The sequence below is a fragment of the Marinomonas pollencensis genome, assembly GCF_003387375.1.
Classification (GTDB): Bacteria; Pseudomonadota; Gammaproteobacteria; order Pseudomonadales; family Marinomonadaceae; genus Marinomonas; species Marinomonas pollencensis.
In genome coordinates this window covers 172,237-191,761 of sequence record NZ_QUNG01000005.1, presented here as the reverse complement: position 1 = coordinate 191,761, position 19,525 = coordinate 172,237, and the positions used below count along the sequence as shown (strand labels likewise).

Below are 19,525 nucleotides of genomic sequence, written 5' to 3'. Positions count from 1 at the left end.
TCCTAGAAGGCATCGGGTGGCGTGGGTGTGTCAAATAACTCAGTTTGAATGGGGTCTTGCTCTAGCGGCCCCCATTGCTGTTGCAGCGGCACTACGCCAGCCCAAACCGGCCAATCATTGTCGTCTGGGTCATCCACAGGAGGTTCCGCTCTAACTTTAATCGACGCCTCTTCTATTTTGATTCTTAATAAGCCTGTCGCTTTGATTTCAATGTCATTGATCGGCCTGAGCGCATCCCAACGACCAGGGCTAACTTTATCGAGGAAGATTTTAAACTGACGGACTTTTTCTTCAGTATCTTCGATCAACTCAGGTACGCCAAATAGCGTCACTGAACGGTAGTTAACAGAATGGTGCATGGCAGAGCGAGCCAATACCAAACCATCTAACTGACAAAGATTGATGCACACCTTTTCAGCGTCATCGATCGGCGCTTTGATGTTTCTCGCTTTCGCATGCCCATGCCAATAAAAGTATTCCCCCTCACGCCAATGGCAAGTGGGTGTGACAAACACCTGGCCGTTTTTACTCTGTCCCACATGGCACATAAGCGTGTTATCTATGATTCGAAAGGCCGTTTCTGCATCGTATTGTGCTCGATTGGGTCCACGTTTTACCTTACTAAGGGGCGTTTCTAATGACTGGCGCATGGCTTCTCTCCTTGTTTCTTGTTGAGTGACTGGCTATAACAAGACTCTAAAGTGATCTGGTATTTATAAAAATAGCCAGAATGAAGATAAAAAAGCAGGCCAGATATGAAGCACGCCAGCGCCAGTTTACGTTTCTCTTTGGATAACCATGGAGCGGCGTATTACCAACAACTGATGACTCAAATTCAACAAGGCATTGTCTCTGGGGCCTTGTCCGTGGGCGATAAATTGCCCTCATCACGAGCATTGGCCAGCACATTAGGTGTCTCTCGGAGCACGACATCAAAAGCCTACGAGCATCTCGTGGCAGAAGGTATTCTGCTAAGTGAGGAAAAGCGCGGTGTGTTTGTGGCCGCTCAGCCTCTTGCAAGACAAGTGAGACATGACACAGCGGGCTTAGTGGCTGAAAAAGAGCCTCAAACACAAGCATGGCGGTTCGACTCCGGCGTTGATGTGGCGGTTTTTCCAAACAAAGAATGGGCAGCAAGCATGCGCAGGAGTTGGTTGAACCCTGACTCTGGAGTATTGCAAGGCAAGTACCACACTGGATTGCCAGATCTCAAAGTAGCCATTGTAGATTATCTCTACCGAGTGCGTGGCATGCGTTGCAGTGCTGAGCAAATTATCGTCACGGCAGGAAGTCGAGATAGTTTGATCTTATTGCATCACGCGCTTGCCTCCTTGCCAACGCCTAATGCGACGATAGCAGCTCCGTCAGCGCACAGCGAGGTAGCGGCCCTTTCTTGGTGGCTTGAAGACCCTACTTATCCACCGCTGCGAGAAGTGCTTTCTCAACAAGGGACGCTTTCTTTTCTACCAATAGATGAAGAAGGTGCTAGATTGCCGACGGTGCTTAAGACTAAGCGTGCCAAGCAGCAGGCGACTAATGTCGCGCTGTTGACGCCAAATAGGCAGTATCCCTTAGGTCTTAATATGAGCCCTTCTCGCCGTCAGCAATGGCTATTGAAGCTGCAATCTAGTGCTGAGAATTGGTGGTTTATCGAAGACGATTATGACAATGAATTCGTCTATCAAGGCCGAGTGGACGTGCCTTTTATGCAAACTGCGGCCTTGCATGAAGGTGCAATGGATCGCACCTTTTTTATGGGCAGTTTTTCTAAGGTGCTTTTCCGAGGGTTACGCTTAGGGTTTATTGTTGCACCACGGGTTTATCTGGCACACCTTAGTGACACCCAACGCACCATAGGTTTTTCTGCTTCTTTGCCGATCCAACCCGCGGTGGCGGATTTTATGCAACGAGGTGGCTTTGACCGGCACCTAAATCGTATGCGCCGACATTACCGTTTAAAGCGCGATGCTCTGCTGACACTATTAAGTGAGCAGTTATCCGAGTGGTGTGAATGGCAAAAGCCACAAGGTGGAATGCACGTATTGGTAGAAATAAAATCGACCTGGTTAGGGTCACGGGAAGATATTAAATGGGACCAGAAAATCACTCAGGATTTAGTAAAGGAAGGAGTCGTTTTATCACCATTAACTCATCATTTTTCAATTAGTTATGAGAGGCAGGGATTTATTTTAGGTTTCAGTGGATCATCAATAGAAACAATGCGCCAGTCTATTAATGTGCTAAAAAAGTGGTTTTTGAGCCACAATCGGTGATGCTTAGTCTTACAATTGTAAGGAATTTTCTTTATAACGTAGGTTGAATGGCCAGCATAAGCTTTCTTTATGATGAATAAGAGGCTTTTTTATAAAAAGGCCGTGAAGACAAGGCTGACAAAGGCTAAACTACGCTTTGTGCGATTGTATAATTTTTGATATATTCCGCGCACAAGAATTGCGTGTAATGCAGAGATCGCCGTTTTAGCACGGTTAATAGTTAATAAATTTGGACGAAAAATTGGACTCACTACAAACAGTTTTGCATAAGAAAGCCCTACTTTCTCAGCAAATGTCACCTATTTGGTTGACGGTTTTGTTGTGCCTGTCGTTTATCGTTAGCACGCTTTGTGTTGTGACCTTTCTTACTTATCCAACTCCAGCGTCTTTCTTCACCTCCCCTATTTTTATGTTTGTGCTGTTTATGAGCGCAAGCATTACCTGTTTATTGGTTAGATATTGGTGCAAAAATGCGCATATCAACCTAGCTCGCCAGATACTGGCCTCCTTTAATAATCGTGATGACTCTTTAAAAGAGCAGCTGGTGCGTGTTGCGGCACGACCCACGACGGGATGATTTAGAGCACCCTTTTTCAGATTTAGGTGATCCAACAAGAAACTTACCTCGTTAATATAAATTAATGAAGTAGGGATCTTTGTAATACTGATTTCAGTGTGCGGAGCATCTTTGCTGAAATACCCGGTTTAGACCGGATTTTTCGTTCTGCATTTTTAATGGTAAAGATGCAGTGTTGTGAACCTCAGGGTTAGAGGATGATTCTTTTGTTAACTCGTATCCTAAGTAAAATCGCGTTGGCTATTGCAGTAGGCTTGCTTGCTGGTTGCCAAGGTGGCGTGCTTGATCCAAAAGGACAAGTTGGTATTGAAGAGAAGCAATTAATTATAATTGCGACTTTGCTAATGCTACTTGTAGTAATCCCAGTGATCTTTATGACACTTTATTTCGCTTGGAAATATCGTGAAGGTCGTGATGAGGCTTACGAACCTAAGTGGTCCCACTCCACTAAAATTGAAGTAGTTGTATGGACTGTGCCAATTATTATCGTCCTAATTTTGGGCGTAATTACTTGGAAAACTACCCATTCACTAGATCCTTACAAACCGTTGAAATCTGATAAAGATCACATCACGGTTGAAGTTGTTTCTATGAACTGGAAGTGGTTGTTCATCTATCCAGAGCAAGGAATTGCGACAGTGAACCAGTTGGTATTCCCAACCGATGTTCCTGTTTCATTTAGAATTTCTTCAGAAGGAACTATGAATTCGTTCTTCATTCCGCAATTGGGTAGTCAAATTTACTCAATGGCTGGCATGGTGACTAAGCTGCACTTGATTGCAAATGAGCCTGGTACTTACAAAGGCATCTCTGCAAACTACAGTGGCCCAGGTTTCACAGGCATGAAGTTTAATGCCATCGCTACTCCAACTGAGGCTGATTTTGATGCTTGGGTTGAGGGCGTGAAAGCAGGTACTCATGGCGATGTAATTAATCATGCCATGTTGGATCAAGCGTCTTATGACAAGCTTGCTGAGTATGATGCCGATCCTCATCATGTACATGTAGCGACTCCTGTTCAGTACTACAACTCAATCAAACCAGGCATCTTCCATGACAATGTCATGAAATTCATGAAAGATCACGGCAAAGTTGAGCTTCTAAAAGGTACCCCTTTTGATTCTACAATGATTAAAGGCAGCATGGATCATAGCGATATGGACCACGGCAGCATGAATCATAGTGAAATGAGCCATGAATCGCCTGAACACGTGGAGGAAGACAAGTAATGTCTATTCTAGGTAAATTATCGTTAGACGCGATTCCATACCATGAGCCAATCCTAGTAACGACTTTTTGCGTTATTGTTGTTGGCGCATTGGCACTGGCCTACTTGCTTATCAAGTACAACTTGCTAGGTGTGTTATGGCGCGACTGGATCACGTCTATTGACCATAAACGTCTTGGTGTTATGTACATAGTACTAGCACTTATCATGCTACTCCGAGGGTTCTCGGACGCTATCATGATGCGTTTGCAGCTCGCATTGGCGACCAATGGTGACCCAGGTTACCTACCGCCCCATCACTATGACCAAGTCTTTACGGCACACGGTGTCATCATGATCATCTTTATGGCAATGCCATTTATGATTGGTTTGATGAACATTGTTGTACCGCTACAAGTTGGTGCGCGTGATGTTGCCTTCCCGTTCCTAAACAACCTTAGCTTCTGGCTAACGGCTGGTGGTGCGATCCTAATTAACATCTCTCTTTTCGTGGGTGAATTTGCAAAAACAGGTTGGGTGGCGTATCCGCCATTGGCCGGGTTGCAGTTCAGTCCGGACGTGGGGGTTGATTACTACATATGGGCACTGCAGATATCCGGGATAGGAACGACCTTAACGGCCGTTAACTTCTTGGTTACTGTGTTCAAAATGCGTGCTCCTGGCATGAAATTGATGGATATGCCGATCTTCACTTGGACCTGTACTTGGGCCAACATCCTGATCGCTGCCTCTTTCCCAATTTTGACTGCTGTATTGGCAATGCTAACGCTTGATCGTTACCTTGACTTCCACTTCTTCACGAATGATGGCGGCGGTAACTCAATGATGTATATCAACTTGTTCTGGGCATGGGGTCACCCTGAGGTGTACATACTTGTACTTCCAGCATTTGGTATCTTCTCTGAGGTTGTCTCTACCTTTACTGGTAAGCGCTTGTTTGGTCATAAATCTATGATTTGGGCGAGTGGTGCTATTGCGATTCTTGGTTTCATCGTATGGCTGCATCACTTCTTTACCATGGGTTCAAGTGCCAACGTTAACGCCTTCTTCGGTGTGGCGACAATGGTCATTTCCGTACCAACGGGTGTGAAACTGTTTAACTGGTTGTTCACTATGTACCGCGGTCGCCTTCGTGTGACAGTACCGGTTCTTTGGACACTTGGTTTCATGGTGACCTTCACCATCGGTGGTATGACTGGGGTACTTCTAGCTGTACCTGGTGCTGACTATGTATTGCATAACAGCTTGTTCTTGATTGCTCACTTCCACAACACCATCATCGGTGGTGCGGTATTTGGTTATCTTGCAGGTTTTGCTTTCTGGTTCCCTAAAGTAATGGGCTTCCACCTTAACGTTAAGTTGGGTAAAGCGGCTTTCTGGTGCTGGTTAATCGGCTTCTTCATGGCCTTCATGCCTTTGTATGTATTGGGTTTCCTAGGTATGACTCGTCGTTTGAATCATACTGATAACCCTGATTGGAACATCTGGTTGTACATTGCTTTGGTGGGTGCGTTTATCATCATGGCCGGTATTATTTGCCAGTTGCTACAATTGTATGTCAGCTTCCGTGACCGCGCACAAAACTTGGACACTACTGGTGATCCATGGAATGGTCATACTCTTGAGTGGTCTACTGCTTCTCCACCGCAGTACTACAACTTTGCGAAGATCCCTACTATCTCTGATATCGATGCGTTTACCGATATGAAAGAGAAAGGTGAAGCTTATACTCGTCATGAAAGCTATGAAGCGATTCATATGCCGAAAAACACAGCATCAGGTATCTTAATCTCTGGTTGTATTACACTAATGGGCTTTGCCTTAATCTGGCACATTTGGTGGTTGGCTGCGCTTGGCTTGTTTGGTGGCTTTGTATCTCTTGTCCTGCGTGCTTATACCAAAGACGTTGATTACTACGTTCAACCAGATGAAGTGGCTCGTATTGAGAATGCGCATCTAGATAGCGTGGCTAAGGGGTAATCATGAGCACTACACATTTGAATACGCACGACGCTCACGACGAGCATCACGATCACGATCCAGCACCACATAATGTGTTTGGTTTTTGGTTATACCTGATGACGGACTGTTTGTTATTCGCATCCGTCTTCGCTACCTACGCTGTGCTCTTTATGAACACAGCAGGTGGTGTATCAGGCAAAGATATCTTTGAATTAGACTTCGTTGCCTACGAAACTGCAGCGCTACTTCTTTCAAGTATCACTTACGGTTTTGCAATGATTTGCGCACACAATAAAAACAAAAAAGGCACCCTTAGCTGGTTGTCTGTTACGTTTCTTTTGGGTGCTATCTTCATCGCGATGGAAATCTATGAATTCCATCACTTAATCGTCCATGGTAATGGTCCTCAAGCCAGCGCTTTCTTGTCAGCCTTCTTTGCCCTTGTCGGCACACACGGCTTGCACGTAACAGCAGGTTTGATCTGGATGGCCATCCTAATGATTGAGTTGGTAGTGTCTGGATTTGGTAGTCGTACAGTGACACGCTTAAGCTGCTTAAGCTTGTTCTGGCACTTCCTAGACGTTGTCTGGATTTGTGTTTTCACCGTTGTTTATCTGATGGGAGCGATCTAATGAGCGGTCATTCTTCTGAAGCAAATACACACGGTAGCGTTAAGTCTTACCTAACAGGTTTTGTGCTGTCAGTTATTCTGACAGCCATTCCATTCTGGATGGTAATGACGGAAGCGTTTGATAAAGGTCCTACTTACATCACAATTATTGTGTTAGCTATTGTTCAAATCTTTGTTCACTTGAAGTACTTCCTTCACTTGAACTTCTCTGAGCAAGGCAAGTTGGACACTTATTCTTTCATATTCGCTGCTGTAATTATTGTAATGGTTGTCGCGTTGTCCGTATGGATTATCTACGCATCCAATGCAATGATGATGTAAGCAGAGTAAATTGATGAATATGCGGAGTAAAAGCCGCGTCGATGGGAGTCTATAAAGATGTTTAAGCGTTACCTACAGGTGACTAAACCGGGCATCATTATGGGCAACCTCATCTCAGTTGCGGGGGGCTTTTTATTAGCCTCTCGTGGCGAGATCGACTGGATTCTTATGCTGGCGACGGTCATTGGCTTGTCGTTAGTGGTTGCTTCTGGCTGTGCCATTAACAACTATATAGACAGAGACATAGATGCAAAAATGCAACGTACACGTAACCGAGTAACGGTGACGGGTGAAATGTCTGGTAAAGCCGCTTTTTTTCACGGTGTTGTTTTAGGTCTAGTGGGATTTGCCTTATTGGCTTACTTCACTAACTGGGTTGCTGTTTCCTTCGCGGGTTTCGGCTACTTTGTTTATGTTGGCTTATACACCATGTACTTTAAGCGCAAATCCGTATACGGAACGGCCATCGGCAGCTTGTCTGGTGCTGTCCCTCCAGTAGTAGGTTATTGTGCTGCTGCTGGTCAGTTTGATGCAGGCGCTGCAATACTTCTTTTAATGTTTTGTATTTGGCAAATGCCGCACTCATATGCGATTGCCATTTTTCGTTATAAAGATTACGCCGCAGCGAACATCCCAGTGCTGCCTGTTGCTGAAGGTATTAGCAAAGCAAAACGCCATATCGTATTACACATTGCTGCGTTTGCGATTGTCAGCGCCCTTTTACCGTTAACCGGTTATGTGGGAGTGGGCTTTATGGTGGTTGCCTTAGCGACCAGCCTTTGGTGGCTAGCAATGGCGCTACGGGGTTACCGCAAGGATATTGATGTAAATGGTTGGGCGCGCCAAGTGTTCTTCTTTTCTATCATTACAGTGACGGCGCTAAGCGTTACTATGGCGATAGATTTTAAAACGCCGGCAGACTTTTTAGTCTTCGCTTCAGCGCATTAATCCTTGTTCTAATTGCGGATGTCTCTATCAGCAATGTCTTTATAAAAACGGGCTTCTAGCCCGTTTTTTATTGCCTATTGATTCTCGACCCAGTGCTTTCATTAGGAGTGTAAATATTCCGCAACTCACACTATGATCGCCACAATACGACTATCAGCGACCACTGTAGTCTGCTATTTTTGAGCGATCGATATTAAGGATGACGTGATGAATGCACTGCTTCTCCCCTTCTTGCTCTTATCTTTATTATTAGCCAGTAGCCTGAGCCATGCGACAGCGTGCAGTGACCTCGCGGCTACCGCTCCGCAAGGTATCCAATTAGCCACACAGCGTTATTTAGCGGATGGGCAATCACTGACTTCCTATTGTCTAGTGAGAGGCAAAACCGATCAACGTGTCGGCACTGATGGAAAAATCTACCAACTCAAATTCGAGCTACGTTTGCCGGATTACTGGCAAGGGCGATTTGCTTATCAGTTTAATAGTGGTAATGGTGGCAGCGTGAAACCCGCAGTGGGAAAAGTAACAGGACTGTTACCACAGCAGTATGCGGTTAATCGAGGTTTTGCTGTTCTGTCTAGTAATGGCGGCCATGATGCGGAACCTGTCTCTGTCGCAGGCTTAACCAGCTCCGTGCTGTTTGCTCGTGATCCACAAGCGCGTCGAGATTACAGTTATGATGCCGTGCGCAAGTTGTACCCCGTGGCCCGTGCCTTAATACAAAATTATTACCGCGCCCCAATTCGTTATAGCTATGGCATTGGTGAAGGGAATGGCGGACGTATGGCCATAGTCGCAGCGTCACGGTTTCCGCATATGTTTGATGGTTTATTGGCGGCAGCACCGGGACTGCACCTCCCTCAATCCGCCTTGCAATATGCTTGGGATGCCCAGATATTGCACTCCTTGGAGATGAATAAGCTTACCAAGAGAGACTTAGCATTATTTGCTAAAAGTGTGTTGGATCAATGTGATGGCTTGGACGGTATAAACGACGACTTGATTTTTGCTGCCGACGCCTGCCAGCGCACGTTTCAAGCCTCGCAATTAGTATGTCACAGTGACTTTGATCGATATTGTTTGGCGTCTGAAAAGGTCGCAGCCATCACCCGTATGCAGCAAGGTCCAAGCAACCGTCAGGGAATGAGCTTATACACTGATTGGGTATACGACACCGGCATTGGTTCTGTGAACTGGCAGCGCTGGAAAGTCCAAAGTGCGGTATCTGTTTGGCAGGATAAGCCCGCTTCCAGCGTCTTAGGTGCGGCAGCATTGGCCAACCTTTATATGACACCCCCAGTCGATGTAGGGGCGACGGCAGCAAGTTTAGAAAACTTTTTATTAGGCTTCGACTTCGATCAAGATGCGCTCAACATCTACGCCAGCAGCCGCCGTTATCCGGAATCGGCACTGGACCTCATGGAGCCCCCTAATGTTGCTAGCCCGAGGCTATCAGCGTTTCAAAAAAATGGCGGAAAAATGCTGGTTTTTCATGGTAACAGTGACCCTGTGTTTTCTGTGAATGCAACCATAGATTGGTATCAGAAACTGACTGTTAACCAGCAGGGGCTGGCTGACAGCTTTGTTCGTCTATATCGTGTTCCTGGCTTGCCTCACGGAGATGGCGGCATGTCTCTGGGGCGCTTTGATACCCTGCTCCCATTAATGCAATGGGTAGAAAAAAACCAAGTGCCTGAGCGTATTATGGCAACGGCTGGCATACATAACCCAGAAGTAACAAACCGAATGATGGCGTTACAGAGGCCGCTTTGTCCATACCCAAGAACTGCCATATATCGCCAAGGGGATGTGCGTCTGGCCAGCTCTTTTGCTTGCCTAGAAGCGCCATAAAGGCCACAAATCTAGTGACCGTTAGCGGCCGCCGCCAACATCAATAAAGTTCGCTGTCGAGTAGCTGGATTTTGGACTTATTAGCCACATGATTGCTTCGGCAACCTCCTCAGGTTTGCCACCACGTTTGAGTGGCAAGGTGGGGGCAAGGCGGTCAACTCGTCCCACTTCTCCGCCTTCAGCGTGCATTTGTGTATAAATGAGTCCTGGGCGAACGCCATTAACACGAATCCCTTCATTGGCCACTTCCAGAGCAAACCCTTTTGTAAATGAGTCAATGGCTCCCTTGCTGGCGGCATAATCAACGTACTCATTAGGAGAGCCATATAAGGCAGCAATGGATGACACATTGACAATCGAACCGCCTTGCCCGCCTAAGCTGGTTGCCATATGCGTAAAGGCTTGCTGGCAGCAGCTCATGGTGCCAAACACATTCGTTTGAAAGAGCGCTTGCCAACGCTCGGGGGTTGTATCAACAAAGCGGGTTTGTTTGCTTAAAATCCCCGCGCTGTTTACCAAAGCTCTAATCGCCCCCCATTTTTGCCGTATATAGTCAAACATGGCTTTCACTTGCTCAGGTTGGCTGACATCAGCTTGCAGGCAATGGGCAATACCGCCACATTGCTGGATATCGCGAGCCACCTTCTGTGCTTCGTGTATATCGATTCGATAATTGATAATCACGCAGTAGCCTTGCTGCGCGGCCAGTCTCGCAGTAGCAGCCCCAATACCACGGCTACCCCCCGTAATCAAAATAACAGCTTGTTTCATGATCAGCCTCGTTCCTGAGAGTTATTCAAACACCATACAGATAATGATCTACTTTTGTATAGAGGCTTTGGCCTCTTGTTGGTGCAAATAATAGGCGTGTTAAGCGGCTTGCTAGTCGGGAAGAATATGGTTCAAGTCTAGCGATGTGCTAGGCCGCACGTTATGATGCACATCATAGTAACGCCAGTGCGTTTAAATCATGTATAGGAGGTTGAGATGAGTTCACAAGACCGACACTTTATTCTAGGTTACGGCAGTCTGATTAACGGCGAAAGCCGCGCGAAGACAGGCGAAACCGGCGATGTATGGCCTGTCAAACTGCATGGATTTGAACGTCATTGGTCGGTCATGTCTGCCGACTTTGGTATGAGCTCTGTGGCGGTAATTGAAGCTGCAGAACGTGCTTGTAACGGTGTTCTGGTAGAAGTGCCCCATGATCAACTGTCGCTCTTTGATGAACGAGAGCAAGGCTACCAGCGTTCGAAAATCGAACCGACCAAGCTGACAACCTATCTTGATCACGAGTTACCAGCTGGCACCTATTGGGTTTATCACACCCACACGGTGATCGAGCCAGACCATAGCTGCCCAATTGCACTAAGTTATGTGGATGTCATTTTATCGGGTTGCCTAGAGCATGGTGATGCCTTCGCACAGGACTTCTTGGCATTAACGAAAGGCTGGCAAGCCCCATTACTGAATGACAGACAACAGCCTCGTTACCCACGAGTACAACCCGATTTACCCACAGAGCGTTTAAACACCTTGCTGGCGCCTGTTTCTACCCTTTCTATTAAAGAGCTATCCATCACATATGAATCTTAATACCACGAGCCAATTACTGGCGCGCAATGAAGAGTCTCTTACTGGCAAAGTATTGTTTGCCAATCCAGAAGACACTTACCCAAAAGATCTAAGCAGAACCGCCGACGTTTATGCTTGGTGCCAATCTAAAACCTTATGTGATGCTCTAACAAGCGTTGGGTTTGCCGCAGAGAAATTGGTATTTGCAGAGCAATGGCCTGCAGCAGCAGGCGCTGAATTTGACCATGTGGTTATCTATCAGCCAAAAGCCAAAGAGTTATTGGATTACCTAATTGCAGCGGTATTACCCCTGGTCAAAATGGGCGGTAAAGTCTGGTTAGTAGGTGATAACAAAAGTGGTGTGAAATCGTCCATGAAGCGCCTAGAAAATGGCCTAGAAGAAGTGGGCAAGGTAGAAGGGGCTAAACACTGCTTGCTGTACCAAGGTTACAAGCGTGAAGAAGCTAAGCCATTCGTCTTTGAAAAGTGGGTGACTACTTGGCAACAAGAAGTAGCGGGTCAAATTCTAACCCTGTGTAGCATGCCGGGTGTTTTCGGCCATGGTAAATTAGACAAAGGCACCGAGCTATTACTGAATCAGCTAGATCAACATCGTTTTATGAGTGATATAGCGCACGCTAGATTGCTCGATTTTGGCTGTGGCGATGGCATCATCGCCCTATGGTTGTACAACAAAACCGGCGTCAAAATTACCGCACTGGATGATAGCGCCTTTGCTCTTAAAGCGACAGAACTGACCTTCGCAGCTAATCAGGCGTCTGATGCAGTTACGCTGATCGCCTCAAATGGCCTGAAAGAAGTAAAAGGCCGCTTTAACTATGTGGTGACAAACCCTCCGTTTCATTCCGGAATTAGCACCGATTACAGCATTGCTGAACAGTTCTTTATGACGGTAAAGCAACACCTTACGCTTAATGGCGAGCTATTTGTTGTGGCCAACGATTTCTTGCGATACCCACCAATACTAGATGCCGCATTAGGCTCTCATACTCGTTTACAGCGTGATAAAGGCTTTGCCATTTACCATGGGCGGCAGCCGAAAAAACGATAATCTAAAAGGCGGCCTAGGTCGCCTTTTTTATCTCATCTGTTTTGCATTCGTGGTGAAAGGCAGTAGTCTACACTGTAGGTATTGAGCTGACGCATTCCAACATAAAATAAGTAACGGGAGCAGGTTATGACAACACAACTCGTATTAAGCTTTATTGGTGAAGACAAACCAGGTTTAGTAGAACGCCTTTCAGAAGCCGTGCGTGAACATCATGGAAACTGGCAAGAAAGCCGAATGGCACACTTAGCAGACAAATTTGCCGGTATTTTAACCGTGTCTGTGCCTGCTGAACATGAGGCTGAACTGGTCAGCACACTGCAAGCGTTTGAGCAATTTGGCTTGAATGTCATGGTGGAAACCGCGAATAGCTCCCCTCAACAAGGTAAGAACGTCCACCTGAGCGTAGTAGGCAACGACAAGCCTGGCATCATCAAAGAAGTCTCTCAAATTCTCCATTCATTAATGATTAATGTGAAAGAACTAGAAACAAGCTGCGAACCGGCGCCAATGAGTTCTGAAATGTTATTCAAAGCCGAGATGGTACTGCGTATTCCTGTGGGGCTGGCATTATCGGATTTAGAAGGTGCGCTCGAAAGCATTGGTAGTGACCTAATGGTCGAACTGGAAGGTGACGACTAACTAAGCCTAGCGGGTCTGTAAATCACACAGCCCCCAGACGCTCATCAACAAACGAATAAGGGCAATACTTGCCCTTATTTTGCTGTTATAAGGAAAGAATTTGATTTCTTGCCTTCGGTGCTTTAATTGCAAAGCTAAACTTGGTAGTTTACCTTTCTAATTATTGGAGCCGCCCTTTATATGCCGCAAGAAAAATACGCCCCTTTAGCCATGGATTTACACCAAACCTTGGTGCTTCTACATCGTAAACTCAAAGAAAAGTCCCATGATGCTGATCTAAACTGGTCGCAAAAGCATGTCTTGCGCTATTTATACCGTCATTCCGTGTCAACGATTTCTGAATTGGCGGCGTTAGAAGGCGTTCGCACTCAGTCGATGGGGGCGACCGTACAATCATTGAAAGACGCGGGTTATATAGTCGGTCAGCCAGACCCCAAAGACGGTCGCAAAACATTACTGTCATTAACCGATGACTTTGTGCAAAAAGTGGAAGCAACTCTGCTGATAAAAGAAGAGTGGCTGCAGCAATGCATGACGGAGCGCCTTACGGAAGAAGAAATTCATGCCCTAGAGCAAGCACTTCCTGCGTTGAACAAATTAGTCGCTGACGCCTAGGAGGACTGCTTGAGTAAGACGTTTCGTTCATTAGCGAACCCTAACTATCGCCTATGGTTTAGTGGCGCGGTGCCTTCCAATATAGGGACTTGGTTGCAGCGCACCGCCCAAGATTGGTTAGTAATTTCAGAACTGTCTGATCACAATGCCTCGGCCGTTGGGCTGGTGGTGTTTTTGCAGTTTGCTCCGCAAATCATCTTGTTGCCGATTACGGGTTGGACGGTTGACCGAGTCGACCGCCGTAAATTGCTGTTTATTACTCAATTACTGATGTCCGTCTTGGCTTTGATTCTGGGCTTTTTGGTGTTGAGTGATCATGTCGCACTCTGGCAGGTATGTGCCTGTGCATTGGGACTCGGCTGTGTCGCGGCGTTTGATGCACCAGCACGGCATGCTTTCGTTGCGGATGTGGTGAAAGAGTCTGAGCTCACCAATGCGGTTTCTTTGAACTCCTTATCTTTTAATACCGCGCGTTTAGTGGGCCCTGCCATTGCCGGTTTGTTGCTGGCTTGGGTGGGGGCAGGTTGGGTATTTTTAATCAATGCGGTGTCGTTTATTCCGCTGCTGATTGCTTTGCACCTATTGAAGGCCCGAATGCCAGTAAGAGCGCTGGACGACTCGCCGGAAAATAAAAAATCGACGGCGAATTTCCTAGATGGTTTTCGTTACATTGCCCGTCACCCGGCAATGCGAGTTCAAGTGATCATGACCTTTTTGATCTGCAGTTTAGGGATGAACTTTGCGGTCTATCTTTCGTCTATGACGGTCCATGTTTTTGATGGCCACGCCGCGCAATATGGCATGTTGATCTCTATTATGGCGATTGGCTCAGTAATGGGTGCTATGGTGACAGCGAATCGCAGTAAGCCAACTATGTTGTTCTTAACCTTGGCGGCGAGCGGCTTTGCGGTGAGTAGCGCGGTGGCGGCGCTGAGCCCAAACTTTATCTGCTTTACGATTGCGCTGGTGGTGCTAGGGTTGTGTCTGCAAATGTTTATGACCTCCAGTAACACCTTGATTCAGTTGTCGACCGATCGTCGTTATCGCGGCCGAGTGATGGCTGTTTTGTTGGCCACTGGCATGGGCGGTACCGCGCTTGGTGGTCCTGTTGTTGGTGCGGTTTCAGACCTATTGGGGGCTCGCTGGGGTATTGGTATTGGCAGCATATTTGGCCTTGTGGCAGCCGCCTTAGGCTTTTGGTTTATGCGCCAACAAAGCACCAGCAAAGGCCGTATGAGTCGGCCATAACAGAATGACTTAAAGTATATTATAAGTTACAAAAAAACCGAGTAAATGATTGCGCTTACTCGGTTTTTTTTCATCTGAAAACTGCCCTATGACTTACAGCTGAGTCATGAAGGTCCCTTCTGGTGTAACCGGAAGGTATTTTTTGTAAAAGTCTTTATAAGCGGCTTCTGGGTCTAAATCGCTGAACAGTTCTGGGTAAAGCGCTTTGGCATAGAACTGCACCATAGCACCATCCATAATGGTTCGGCAGGCGCCGTGGTAAGCGGCAAACATTCGATTGTTTTGTACCCCAGACAAGCTAGACCAGCCAACGCGCTGCTTGAAACCAGCAAGGCGTGCTTGAGCGACATTTTTGTCGACGCCCTGACCCATCAACATGGCATCATCGCCGTTCCCTGTTTCATAACCTGTCACTACGATAACTTGCGGGTCGGAAGCGAGAATCTGCTCCGGGTTTAATTTGCCCCACCATTCGATGTAAGGCGCAGAAATATTGTCTCCACCTGCCATGGTCGCGATGGCTCCCCACATATTTTTGCCAAACGTATAGCCAATTTCATTGACCCCTGATGCGCCAAATTCCGTATAGATTCTTGGTTTAGGTAGGTTTGCTTTGGCCAAACGCTCAGTAATCAGCGTCATGTTTTTGGTGTATTGATCAGCAATCTCTGCGGCGCGCTCTTGTTGGCCTGTAATCACGCCAATCAATTGCGTGCTTTTAACATGACGCTCCAGAGTTTGGGCGTTGTAATCGACCACAAGCACAGGAATACCGGCGGCTTCTAAGCGGCTTATATCCGCGCCCAATCCTTTAAATTGCCAATCGGCCAACATAATAATATCAGGGTTTAAACTGATGACTTTCTCAACCGAAAAGGTTTTTGTGTCAACTCGGCCAATGCCAGGAATATCTGCTAACGAAGGGCGATATTGAGTGTACATTTCCCAGTTAGCGGAACGGGCTTGCCAAATGTATTTCGACATGCCGACTACCTTGTCGTATGCCGCCTCTGTGCCAATGGCCATGTAATCTTCTGGGTAGAAGCCAACAATGACCCGCTGAGCGGGTGCATTAAAGGTGACTTCACGATCAAGCACGTCGGTGACCGTAGTGGTTTGCGCAAAACTTAATGACGCAAAGAGCAAGGCAGCCAAGCTAACAATTTTCTGGAGCATGAGATAAATTCCTGATTAATTCGTGCCTTTAACGGACACAAGAGAAAGAAATAATACTGAAAAGCTTGTATGGATTTTACGTTCATCTACAATACACATGCAAATAATTATCATTAATTTTTATTACATTTTTAGACTATTTTTACAAAAGGCTTTGCTATGAAAAAAAGCATATTCGCTGCCCTAGTGAGCGTTGAGTTATGAATGCCATCCATTTTAAACAACACTTTTTAGTGGCTTCGCCAAGCACCTTCACCATAAAAGCGATCGATTAATGATTCATTCCACTCTCGTCACCGATGCGGTTAATGCCCAGCGTCGTTCTGAAAAGCGCCGCTGGTTTGTCATAACCTGTTTAATGTTTGTCCTCCTGCTATCGTTTGTTTTTGATATTGCCACAGGGCCTTCTATGTTGGGCCTTACTGAGGTGGCAAATGCGCTTGCCAATTTGCTTGGGCTGCCGGTAGAAGTGTCGCGCACCACACAGGTCATCGTTACCAATTTACGTCTACCAATTGCTGTAATGGCGGTCATTGTAGGAGGTTCGTTGGGCGTGGGTGGTGCCGAAATGCAAACCTTGCTGAATAATCCAATGGCAAGCCCGTACACCTTGGGTATGGCCGCCGCAGCGGGCTTTGGAGCCGCCTTGATGCTTTACTTAGGCTCGTTAGGCATGAGTTCACAAATTGCTGTCCCGATCGGGGCTTTCGTGTGCTGTATGTTATCTGCCAGCTTGTTATTTGGCCTCGCCATGATGCGCCATATTACCTCTGGCCAACTGATTCTTGCGGGTATCGCCCTGCTCTTTTTGTTTCAATCTTTGTTGTCTCTTGTGCAGTTTGTGTCGTCACCAGAGTTAAGCCAACAGATTCTATTTTGGTTGTTTGGTAGTTTAACCAAGGCCACTTGGACGAATGTGGCGATCACCGCGGGCGTTACCCTAGTTTGTGTTTTGGTGCTCATGAAAGATGCTTGGAAGCTCACCGCATTACGTCTCGGTGAAGAGCGTGCCAAAAGTTTAGGGGTTAACGTTACTCGGCTACGCCTAAAAACCTTGATCATTGTGGCGATTATGACGGCAACAGCGACCAGTTTTGTGGGTATCATTGGTTTTATTGGTATCGTTGCACCGAATATCGCCCGCATGCTGGTGGGTGAAGATCAACGCTACTTTTTGCCCCTGTCCTTTTTAGTTGGTGCCTTTTTGTTGTCCAGTGCGTCTGTGTTGTCTAAAGCGATTGTGCCCGGCTCTTTGTTTCCTATCGGCATAGTGACAGCAATTATTGGTGTGCCGTTTTTCTTTTGGTTGATCATAGGGAAGAAGCGATAGTCATGTTAGACGTTAAAAATTTACACCTAGCCTTCGATGATCTTGTGCTGGCGGATGACATTAGCTTTTCCCTTAAAGCAGGGCAAACCCATGTGATTATTGGCCCTAACGGCACAGGTAAAAGCACCTTGTTAAAAACCTTGTTTGGTGATTTACAGCCACAACAAGGAGAGGTTCGGTTTAATGGCGAGCTATTAAACCGCAAGCACTTAGGTGAATGGCGGCAGCGCTTTGGCTATATGCCACAAGACATTCGTTTAGATGTTGGCTTAAGCGTGTTGGAAGTGGTGTTGCTTGGCCAGCTCGATGCCCTGTCATTAAAACTGGGTAACCGTTTATTAGAGGCTGCTCTGGAGGCGTTGGATCAAATTGGCTTGCTGCATTTGGCAAACCGCGATGTGAGAACCTTGAGTGGTGGTCAGTGCCAAATGATCTTATTTGCGCAAGCCCTAATGCGCCAACCTAAAATTCTGATGCTAGACGAACCTGTTAGTGCACTAGATCTTCATTTTCAGCAAGTGTTGTTGGATCATTTAGACCGCAATACTAAGCAGCATGGTTGGGTGTCTATCATGATCCTGCACGACTTAAACCTAGCCGCTCAATACGCCGATAACTTATTGGTACTAAAAGAAGGCAAACTGGTTGCCCAAGGGGCACCAAAAGACATTCTCACCCCAGAATTGGTGTACGACGTTTATGGCGTGGCGGCAGAAGTGATGCAAGACAGTGCTGGTGTGCCTTTTGTTCGAACTCAGCGCAGTGGTCATCACGCATCACTGGTATGATTGGCAGAAACACTATAACGGTAAGCGCAGTGCTATGAAGATAAACCACTTTCTGACCGATTGGCGTCAGTTGTCCGCGGCTAGCCGTGTCTTGGTCATTAATGGTTTCAGCTTTAACTTGGGCTTTTACATGCTGTTGCCGTATCTCGCGGATCATCTACAGCGTGTATTGGGATTAACCCCTTGGTACGTGGGACTTGTGATCGGTTTGCGTGTATTGAGCCAGCAGGGGCTGTTTCTAATCGGCGGTACGTTGGGGGATTATCTCGGTTATAAGCGATTGATCTTGCTGGGCTGCTTGGTTCGCGTGGTGGGTTTTGTATTACTGGGTGTGGCGCAGAGTTTGCCTCTGCTTTTATTGGGCGCTTTCTTTACCGGTTTTGCTGGGGCTTTATTTACCCCTTCAAGCAATGCTTATTTAGCCTATGAAGCGCCGGACCAAGTACGCCGCGACCGTATTTTTGCAATGCAAAATTGGACCAGTGAGGCGGGTATGTTTCTCGGGCCTTTGTTGGGTATTTCGCTGGTGGCAGTAAGCTTTATGTGGGTGGGGTTAAGTGCCGCCCTATTGTTCTTCGTTTTATTTCTGATCCAGTGGCGTTATCTGCCGGTATTGGCGGATCAAGCCAAGCGCTCTGCCGCGCCGCAAGGCTTCTGGCGACAGTGGCAAAGCATGTTGTTAAATCGCGCGTTTATGCAATTTATTGCTTTTGCCTGCGCCTTTCACTTGTTCTTTCATCAATTATACCTGTCTTTGCCGAGTGAAGTGGAAGCCCGTGATTTGGGTTCTTATGTCATTACTTGGGTTTTTATGACCACCTCTGTATTGGGCATTACATTGCAAATGCCCATTAGCCGCTGGGTTTCTCAGACCATAGGCAGTGCTAAAGCGATGGGCTTGGGGCTGGGGTTAATGGGCGGTTCTTTTTTATGGTTTTTGATCTCGTTTGATGGTTTGCCTTGGTTAAACTTTATCGCTTACGGAGTGATGTTTAGCTTGGGCTCTATGCTGGTATTGCCACTACTTGGTTCGTTTGTCCCCCGCTTCTGCGATAAATCTGAGTTAGGCAGTTACTATGGTTTGTACTCTTGCATTGGAGGCATTGCGGCGTTCAGTGGCAATGTTGGCATTGGCTGGTTGTTGTCGATAGAAGCACTGGATCGAACCGTGATTTGGGTTGGCTTAGCCGGCATTGGAGTGTTCGCAGGGCTGGGTTTGTGTCGTCAGGTTCAGCGGCTAATGGAAGGCTAGACGGACCTCTTTGTCTGCTTTCTTTCGTTTTTCTTCAAT

19 protein-coding genes are annotated in these 19,525 nt (G+C 46.7%); 16 read left to right on the top strand and 3 right to left on the bottom strand.

The genetic code is table 11. The features are described from left to right. Window positions 1-2: 2 nt before the first annotated feature. On the bottom strand, window positions 3-650 hold the full coding sequence (locus DFP81_RS09300; RefSeq protein ID WP_115897498.1) for a pyridoxamine 5'-phosphate oxidase family protein: 648 nt from the start codon (window positions 648-650) through the stop codon (window positions 3-5). A 105-nt stretch (window positions 651-755) separates the two neighbouring features. On the opposite strand from DFP81_RS09300, the gene pdxR reads away from it, so the two are divergent. From pdxR to DFP81_RS09260, 8 genes are all read left to right on the top strand, one after another. After that, window positions 756-2,273 carry a MocR-like pyridoxine biosynthesis transcription factor PdxR gene (gene pdxR, locus DFP81_RS09295; protein ID WP_115897497.1) on the top strand — a complete coding sequence of 506 codons (1,518 nt, stop codon included), beginning with the start codon at window positions 756-758 and terminating at the stop codon, window positions 2,271-2,273. Between the two features lie 241 nt (window positions 2,274-2,514). Further along, entirely contained in the window at window positions 2,515-2,850 is a 336-nt protein-coding gene (locus DFP81_RS09290; protein WP_115897496.1) for a hypothetical protein, read from the top strand. 197 nt (window positions 2,851-3,047) lie between these two features. Further along, a complete protein-coding gene (cyoA, locus tag DFP81_RS09285) occupies window positions 3,048-4,079 on the top strand; it encodes a ubiquinol oxidase subunit II (RefSeq protein WP_115897495.1) in 1,032 nt (343 codons plus the stop codon). Further along, complete coding sequence (cyoB, locus tag DFP81_RS09280) at window positions 4,079-6,058, top strand: cytochrome o ubiquinol oxidase subunit I (protein ID WP_115897494.1); 1,980 nt, start codon at window positions 4,079-4,081, stop codon at window positions 6,056-6,058. The genes cyoA and cyoB overlap by 1 nt, the downstream gene beginning before the upstream one ends. Window positions 6,059-6,060: 2 nt before the next feature. Then, entirely contained in the window at window positions 6,061-6,672 is a 612-nt protein-coding gene (gene cyoC, locus DFP81_RS09275) for a cytochrome o ubiquinol oxidase subunit III (protein ID WP_115897493.1), read from the top strand. Next, complete coding sequence (gene cyoD, locus DFP81_RS09270; protein WP_115897492.1) at window positions 6,672-6,992, top strand: cytochrome o ubiquinol oxidase subunit IV; 321 nt, start codon at window positions 6,672-6,674, stop codon at window positions 6,990-6,992. Before cyoC ends, cyoD begins: the two co-directional genes overlap by 1 nt. Window positions 6,993-7,049: 57 nt before the next feature. Then, window positions 7,050-7,940, top strand: a complete 891-nt coding sequence (cyoE, locus tag DFP81_RS09265) for a heme o synthase (RefSeq protein WP_115897491.1) — start codon at window positions 7,050-7,052, stop codon at window positions 7,938-7,940. Between the two features lie 207 nt (window positions 7,941-8,147). Then, window positions 8,148-9,791 (top strand): tannase/feruloyl esterase family alpha/beta hydrolase, encoded by a 1,644-nt coding sequence (locus tag DFP81_RS09260; RefSeq protein WP_115897490.1) that lies wholly within the window; start codon window positions 8,148-8,150, stop codon window positions 9,789-9,791. A gap of 21 nt (window positions 9,792-9,812) precedes the next feature. Here the strand turns inward: DFP81_RS09260 and DFP81_RS09255 are convergent, their stop codons facing one another. Then, a complete protein-coding gene (locus DFP81_RS09255) occupies window positions 9,813-10,562 on the bottom strand; it encodes an SDR family oxidoreductase (RefSeq protein ID WP_115897489.1) in 750 nt (249 codons plus the stop codon). Window positions 10,563-10,778: 216 nt separating this feature from the next. Here DFP81_RS09255 and DFP81_RS09250 point away from each other — a divergent pair, with 216 nt between their 5' ends. The 5 genes from DFP81_RS09250 to DFP81_RS09230 all read left to right on the top strand — a co-directional run bounded on the left by DFP81_RS09250 (window position 10,779) and on the right by DFP81_RS09230 (window position 14,940). After that, entirely contained in the window at window positions 10,779-11,387 is a 609-nt protein-coding gene (locus tag DFP81_RS09250) for a gamma-glutamylcyclotransferase family protein (protein WP_115897488.1), read from the top strand. Further along, on the top strand, window positions 11,377-12,438 hold the full coding sequence (locus DFP81_RS09245; RefSeq protein WP_115897487.1) for a class I SAM-dependent methyltransferase: 1,062 nt from the start codon (window positions 11,377-11,379) through the stop codon (window positions 12,436-12,438). Before DFP81_RS09250 ends, DFP81_RS09245 begins: the two co-directional genes overlap by 11 nt. Before the next feature lie 126 nt (window positions 12,439-12,564). After that, complete coding sequence (locus tag DFP81_RS09240; protein ID WP_115897486.1) at window positions 12,565-13,077, top strand: glycine cleavage system transcriptional repressor; 513 nt, start codon at window positions 12,565-12,567, stop codon at window positions 13,075-13,077. A 180-nt stretch (window positions 13,078-13,257) separates the two neighbouring features. Next, entirely contained in the window at window positions 13,258-13,692 is a 435-nt protein-coding gene (locus DFP81_RS09235; protein WP_115897485.1) for a MarR family winged helix-turn-helix transcriptional regulator, read from the top strand. Window positions 13,693-13,701: 9 nt separating this feature from the next. Beyond that, entirely contained in the window at window positions 13,702-14,940 is a 1,239-nt protein-coding gene (locus DFP81_RS09230; RefSeq protein WP_115897484.1) for an MFS transporter, read from the top strand. A 93-nt stretch (window positions 14,941-15,033) separates the two neighbouring features. On the opposite strand, the gene DFP81_RS09225 is transcribed toward DFP81_RS09230, so the two are convergent. After that, a complete protein-coding gene (locus tag DFP81_RS09225) occupies window positions 15,034-16,116 on the bottom strand; it encodes an ABC transporter substrate-binding protein (protein ID WP_115897483.1) in 1,083 nt (360 codons plus the stop codon). 274 nt (window positions 16,117-16,390) lie between these two features. Here DFP81_RS09225 and DFP81_RS09220 point away from each other — a divergent pair, with 274 nt between their 5' ends. Genes DFP81_RS09220 through DFP81_RS09210 form a run of 3 tightly spaced genes read left to right on the top strand, consistent with a single transcriptional unit; the run spans window position 16,391 to window position 19,486 of the window. Beyond that, complete coding sequence (locus tag DFP81_RS09220; RefSeq protein WP_181903068.1) at window positions 16,391-17,446, top strand: FecCD family ABC transporter permease; 1,056 nt, start codon at window positions 16,391-16,393, stop codon at window positions 17,444-17,446. A gap of 2 nt (window positions 17,447-17,448) precedes the next feature. After that, window positions 17,449-18,234 carry an ABC transporter ATP-binding protein gene (locus DFP81_RS09215; protein ID WP_115897482.1) on the top strand — a complete coding sequence of 262 codons (786 nt, stop codon included), beginning with the start codon at window positions 17,449-17,451 and terminating at the stop codon, window positions 18,232-18,234. Further along, window positions 18,191-19,486: an MFS transporter gene (locus DFP81_RS09210; protein WP_245959128.1), complete on the top strand. Its 1,296-nt coding sequence runs from the start codon at window positions 18,191-18,193 to the stop codon at window positions 19,484-19,486. Before DFP81_RS09215 ends, DFP81_RS09210 begins: the two co-directional genes overlap by 44 nt. Window positions 19,487-19,525: the final 39 nt, after the last annotated feature.